7 protein-coding genes are annotated in these 6107 nt (G+C 44.2%); all 7 read right to left on the bottom strand.

The features are described from left to right. Positions 1-72: 72 nt before the first annotated feature. The 7 genes from DXC57_RS12810 to dusB all read right to left on the bottom strand — a co-directional run bounded on the left by DXC57_RS12810 (position 73) and on the right by dusB (position 6107). Positions 73-441 carry a hypothetical protein gene (locus DXC57_RS12810; RefSeq protein WP_118652967.1) on the bottom strand — a complete coding sequence of 123 codons (369 nt, stop codon included), beginning with the start codon at positions 439-441 and terminating at the stop codon, positions 73-75. Positions 442-453: 12 nt separating this feature from the next. After that, positions 454-693: a hypothetical protein gene (locus DXC57_RS12805; protein ID WP_005609451.1), complete on the bottom strand. Its 240-nt coding sequence runs from the start codon at positions 691-693 to the stop codon at positions 454-456. A gap of 116 nt (positions 694-809) precedes the next feature. After that, positions 810-1166 carry a winged helix-turn-helix domain-containing protein gene (locus DXC57_RS15770; protein WP_243015324.1) on the bottom strand — a complete coding sequence of 119 codons (357 nt, stop codon included), beginning with the start codon at positions 1164-1166 and terminating at the stop codon, positions 810-812. A 372-nt stretch (positions 1167-1538) separates the two neighbouring features. Continuing rightward, complete coding sequence (locus DXC57_RS12795; protein ID WP_055176454.1) at positions 1539-2063, bottom strand: flavodoxin family protein; 525 nt, start codon at positions 2061-2063, stop codon at positions 1539-1541. A gap of 301 nt (positions 2064-2364) precedes the next feature. After that, positions 2365-4413, bottom strand: coding sequence for a lysine--tRNA ligase (lysS, locus tag DXC57_RS12790; protein WP_118652965.1), 2049 nt, complete (start codon positions 4411-4413; stop codon positions 2365-2367). A 38-nt stretch (positions 4414-4451) separates the two neighbouring features. Further along, positions 4452-4934, bottom strand: coding sequence for a transcription elongation factor GreA (gene greA, locus DXC57_RS12785; RefSeq protein ID WP_118652963.1), 483 nt, complete (start codon positions 4932-4934; stop codon positions 4452-4454). A gap of 219 nt (positions 4935-5153) precedes the next feature. Beyond that, complete coding sequence (gene dusB / locus DXC57_RS12780) at positions 5154-6107, bottom strand: tRNA dihydrouridine synthase DusB (protein ID WP_117795850.1); 954 nt, start codon at positions 6105-6107, stop codon at positions 5154-5156.

Below are 6107 nucleotides of genomic sequence, written 5' to 3'. Positions count from 1 at the left end.
GGTATCCCGCCAGATTTCAGATGCTCTGGTAACTTAGTTACCGAGTAGTTCACTTCCATATTCAGTTTTATTCTACAAATCCGACAGTGAAATTCGGTCGTATGCGCCATTTTTCTTATCTTCCGGATGTGGTTCCAGTCCGATAATTGTAATATCTTTCTGGTCCGGTCCATAAACCCAGTACATTCTCATTGCGCCACTGGTTTTATTTTCCAGATATGATTGCCACACTTTCATTCCATAACGTCTGGATAATGGCTCTATTTCATGGGTTTGAAGACTCGGATAACCCGGAGCAGCCGACAACAGCTTTAAAGCCTTTCCCCATTTTTTATACAACTGTTCTTCCTTCTTTTTTATATTACCGGAACGATATTTCTCCTGCAGATCTAACCAAAGTTCCTGCATTTCAGGAATTCCCATTCGTATATTAAAATTCATCTCTTATTCCTTTTAAAAATCTGACAGGTCAATAGCCGGGGAAACATCGCCTCTCTTAAAGTTACTTACTGCACGATCCATATCTGCCAGAGTTCTGGCTGAAATGCTCTCTGGCACTGCCAGTTCCCGAGGTTCCAGAATAATGCAGCCATTTCCGTATTCTTTTACATTGTAATACTGATAAGCAGCTCCTCTGAGCGTAATTCTTTTTTTGTTATCCAGATGGGCAACATAATCTTTCATCGCTTCCATTACCAACACCTCCTACGCAAGCATTTGTGTGGGAAATCCCACCTCTTATTATTATAATACGCTTTTCTATATTATCTGTCAATCTACTTTTACTTACTCCTGATACTTGAAAGTATTCATGCACCGGCAGACGGCAGGTGGCAGATGAGTCCGACATAACTAAGCTCTTTAATAGCAAAATTAAACTTAAAATCAAATTTTTTGTACTGATTTCCTGTTTTATTAGATGTATATAGTTTCTGTTCAAATTCAGCAATATGCTCATCTAACTCACTAATTCTGTCTCTAATTTCAGAACGCTCTAACTGTCCACCTGCTTCCTGAAGGACTTCACTCATTTGGACAAAGGGGTATGAAATGCACACCCAAAATCGCTGCTTTTCAAAAAATTTTTCAAAAAATTTTTCGAAATAAAAAAAGCCGCCTGCTCCGGTTAGGAAACAGACGACAAAACACGTTCTAAATGTATTCAATTTTCAATTTCTTTTTCTTTGCTTCAAGCACTTTACATAGAACATCATCTACTGCATCGGTGTATCGTCCCTGAGCTACTAAATTGTTCTTCAGTGCAATGAGTGATTGTATCACTGGGCTTCGTTCTTCTTCATTTAAGTATCAGGTGTAAGCGGTAAGTTCTTCTCCGACCGCTCCGAAACAAGCTCCGGGTGTACTTCTGCTAAACTGTTATTCATAGCCAAACCTCAACCTCCTTGTGCTTAGAGTATATGAAGTTTTGGTTTTATCTTGTAGTTTGCGAATATCTGTATAAATAGAAAAAGCCCTTTGAGAAAAGGATTTCTCCTCTCTCAAAGGGCAAGTTGACAAACTGGAATTTGGTGTGTGCTTTATAAATTTTTTCCGATCCACTCAAGTTCGTTCATGGAATCCTTATTTTTTTCAAGTTCATCTCTGGCTGTTGCGTAATATGATTTTTTGAAAAGCATATCCCATGAAAGATATTTTGCCATACAGTCAAACTGCTTATCAATCAGCTCATACTGGATACTGCCTACGGGAGAACCACCTACAACAATTGTGCCAACTTTTTTGTTTTTTAACTGCAATCCACGGCAGTAGCACTTATCAATGATAAGTTTCAATTGTGCTGACATTCCCCACCAATAAACTGGTGTAGCAAAAAGAATCATATCTGCGGCAGCAATTTTGTCAATTGTAGAATTTGTATCATCCTTGTCGACGCATCCCTTAGAGCATTGACAGACACCACATCCCTTGCATGGTGCAATGTTGAGTTTGTCGGGTTCAATGATTTCAATTTTATTCTTTTCTGACGCTCCTTTTATAAATGCATTGATTGCTGCCAGCGTATTTCCTTTTCTGGCACTTCCATTAATGATTACAATTTTCATGCGTGTATCCTCCAACTCCCGATTTGTATTTCTGTTTGTTTTAAAAATGGGCAACTCCGATTGGAATTGCCCACTCATTGCACTAATTATGCGATTTTTTCTTGCTTGCACCGATTTCTGCATCAATTGATGTAAGTTTGATGTAAATCGCTGTTTTTTTAGTTTTTTATCAAATGAAGTACGTCCCGTCTATTCGGTAAAACGGTACATCTTTACATCACGTCGACTGGCGTCTCCGTGCGTTTTTCACCTTATGTCGGTGTTCGCAAGCGCACACCGACGCAAGGCTCAGTTTCTCATCTTAATAGAGCTTTGCACCTGCTGGAATGTGGTCATCAACCATCAGAAGATGGAGCTTTTCTTCGCCTTCTTCTTCGTGGATAGCACTGAGGAGCATACCGCAAGAGTCAATGCCCATCATAGCTCTCGGTGGAAGATTTGTGATAGCAATAAGAGTCTTTCCAACCAGTTCTTCCGGCTCATAAAAGCTATGAATACCGCTTAAAATGGTTCTGTCTGTGCCTGTTCCGTCATCAAGCGTAAACTGTAACAGTTTCTTTGACTTCGGTACTGCAACACACTCTTTAACCTTTACTGCACGGAAATCTGACTTGCTGAATGTATCAAAATCAACCATTTCTTCAAACAATGGCTCGACTTTTACCTTAGAAAAATCAATCTTTTCAACCGGTTTTTCAGCCTCTGCCGGAGCTGCTTCGGAAGTCTTGGAAGCTTTCTTATCAGCATCCAGTGACTTCATTGTCGGGAACAGCAGTACGTCACGGATAGCCGGGCTGTCGGTCAGAAGCATAACCAGACGGTCGATACCGTATCCGATACCACCTGTCGGTGGCATACCGATCTCCAGTGCATTCAGGAAATCTTCATCTGTATGCTGTGCTTCATCATCGCCTGCTGCCGCATTAGCATCCTGCTGTGCAAAACGCTCTCTCTGATCAATCGGATCGTTTAACTCGGAGTATGCGTTACACATCTCCCAGGTATTGATAAAGAGCTCAAAACGCTCAACCTTATTCGGATCGGACGGTTTCTTCTTGGTCAGCGGGGAGATAGAAAGCGGATGATCCATGATAAAGGTCGGCTGGATCAGTTCTTTCTCACAGTACTCCTCGAAGAAAAGGTTGATGATATCGCCCTTAGTATGACGATTCTCAAACTCGATGTGATGCTCTTTTGCAAGCTGTTTCGCTTCTTCATCGGTTTCCACCGCATCGAAATCAATGCCGGCATATTTCTTGATGGCATCGTTCATGGTCAGACGCTCGAATGGTTTACCGAAATCAATCTCAATACCGTTGTAGGAAATCTTTGTGCTTCCGCACACTTTCTCAGCCAGATAACGGAACATGCTCTCGGTCAGCTCCATCATGCCCTCATAATCGGTATATGCCTGGTATAACTCCATCAGGGTAAACTCCGGATTGTGACGGGTATCTACGCCCTCGTTGCGGTATACACGGCCAATCTCGAAAACTCTCTCAAGTCCGCCTACGATGAGTCTCTTCAGATACAGTTCCAGGGAAATACGGAGCTTAACATCCTCATTCAGTGCATTGTAATGGGTCTCAAATGGACGTGCAGCAGCACCGCCGGCATTGGATACCAGGGTCGGTGTCTCTACCTCCATAAAGTCTCTTCCAGAAAGGAAGTTACGGATCTCTTTGAGGATCAGGGAACGTTTGATAAATGTCTTCTTAACATCTTCGTTCATGATCAGATCCACATATCTCTGGCGATAACGCATATCCGTATCGGTAATACCATGATATTTCTCCGGAAGAATCTGCAGGCTCTTAGAAAGCAGGGTCATCTTCTCTGCATGGATGGAGATCTCACCGGTCTTGGTACGGAATGCAAATCCTTCTACGCCGTAGATATCACCAATATCGGATTTCTTGAAGTCTGCATAGGACTCCTCGCCGATTGCATCTTTTGCCACATAGACCTGGATGGTTCCCTGTAAATCACGGATATTGCAGAAGGACGCTTTACCCATGACACGCTTAAACATCATACGTCCTGCGATGGATACGTGAATCGGCTGTGCATCCATGATCGCTCTTCTCTCATTATAATCTGCATTCAGTGCTTCTCTTGCCTGAGCCTCATCCATGCCCTCTGTATTCAGCGGGGCTCTGCCTGCCAGAATCTCTGCCTCATGCTCTTCATAAAGCTTCTTCACTTCAAGAGAATGATGGGTCTGGTTATATTTTGTAATCTGGAACGGATCCTTGCCTGCATTCTGAAGTTCTGCCAGCTTCTCACGACGAACCTTTAACAGCTGATGGATATCCGGTTCCTGCTGATTCTTCTTGTTCTGATCTGCCATCTTTTCTTACTCCTTCGTATTCCTGTTACTGTTCGCACTTATGATACTCTTCTGATGTCCAGAATCTTGTACTGGATAATACCTGCCTGTGTCTCTACGTCTACTGTCTCGCCGGCTTTCTTGCCAAGCAGGGCACGACCTACCGGAGACTCATTGGAAATCTTGCCTTCCAGGCTGTTAGCTTCGGTGGAACCCACGATCTTGAACTCCATCTCCTCATCCTCTTCGATGTCCAGAACTTTTACCTGGCATCCGATGCTGATCTTATCCAGATCGATCTCATCCTCAACAACAACCTCTGCGTTTTTCAACAGTTTCTCAAGGTCTACGATTCTTGCCTCGATGTCTCTCTGTTCATCTTTTGCTGCATCATACTCAGCGTTCTCAGACAGGTCGCCCTGCTCTCTCGCCTCTTTGATCTTCTGTGCGATCTCCTGGCGTTTATTTACTTTCAGATCATGAAGTTCATCTTCATACTTTTTCAATCCTGTGTAAGTTAAAATGTTCTTCTTTTCTGCCATGACAGCTATCCTTCCTTCTATTGATTCATCATTGAATCCCCTAATAATTGCATCGCACTATTATACATGATTCTTGGTGTAATGTCAAGAATCACAAAGTGCCATAATGGCTTTAAAAACAAGGGAAAATCCTACATTTTCGTGCTTTTTCTGTGCCTTCCGATTTCGTCCACCCATGTAACACAACCATCGTTTTGATTCCACACATTCATCCTTCTCTTAAATTCTCTCATCCACCAGCCGTTCCAGCTCCTCCAGCGTCTCCACCTGGTTTATATCATTGCGAAGCGCCGACGAATGTGGAAATCCTGCCGTATACCATGCCACGTGCTTACGCATCTCCCGCATTGCGATCTCCTCGCCGCGAAATTCCGTCTGAAGCGTCCCATGGCGGACAATCATCCTCTTTACTTCCTCCGCAGTCGGCGGCGGCAGAAGTTCTCCGGTTTCCAGATAGTGGAGAATCCGTTTAAACAGCCATGGATTTCCTTTCGCACCGCGCGCCACCATGATGCCGTCGCAGCCGGTTTCTTCCTTCATTCTCTTGGCATCTTCCGGTGTAAATACATCACCGTTTCCCCAGACCGGGATTGAAACCGCCTCTTTGACCTGACGGATAATGTCCCAGTCCGCCTTTCCGGAATAATACTGCTCTCTCGTCCGTCCATGCACGGCTACCGCCGCCACGCCGCAGCTCTCTGCCATCTTCGCAAACTCAACCGCATTGATATTCGAATCATTAAATCCCTTGCGGAATTTGACCGTAACCGGTTTATGAAGTTTCTTTACCATCGCCGTCAAAATCTGCTCTGCCAGCTTCGGATCCTTCATCAGTGCCGAACCTTCGCCGTTATTGACAATCTTTGGCACCGGACAACCCATGTTGACGTCGATGATGGCATACGGTCCTTCCTCCAGCTGCAGCGCCATCTCGCTCATAATCTCCGGATCTGAGCCAAACAGCTGCACCGCAACCGGCTCTTCTTCCGGCCGCGTCTCTAATAACGGCTTTGTATTGCGGTTCTTATAAAGAAGCGCCTTCGCGCTGACCATCTCCGTGTACATCAAACCACATCCCTGCTCCTTACAGAGCAGACGGAACGGCAGATCCGTCACACCTGCCATCGGCGCAAGGGCGATTGCATTTTTTAATTCTACGTTTCCAATCTTCAT

Source organism: Clostridium sp. TF06-15AC (assembly GCF_003481165.1).
Taxonomy (GTDB): domain Bacteria; phylum Bacillota; class Clostridia; order Lachnospirales; family Lachnospiraceae; genus Otoolea; species Otoolea fessa.
The sequence above is the reverse complement of the archived record's forward strand: the minus strand, read 5'-3'. Positions and strand labels throughout refer to the sequence as shown.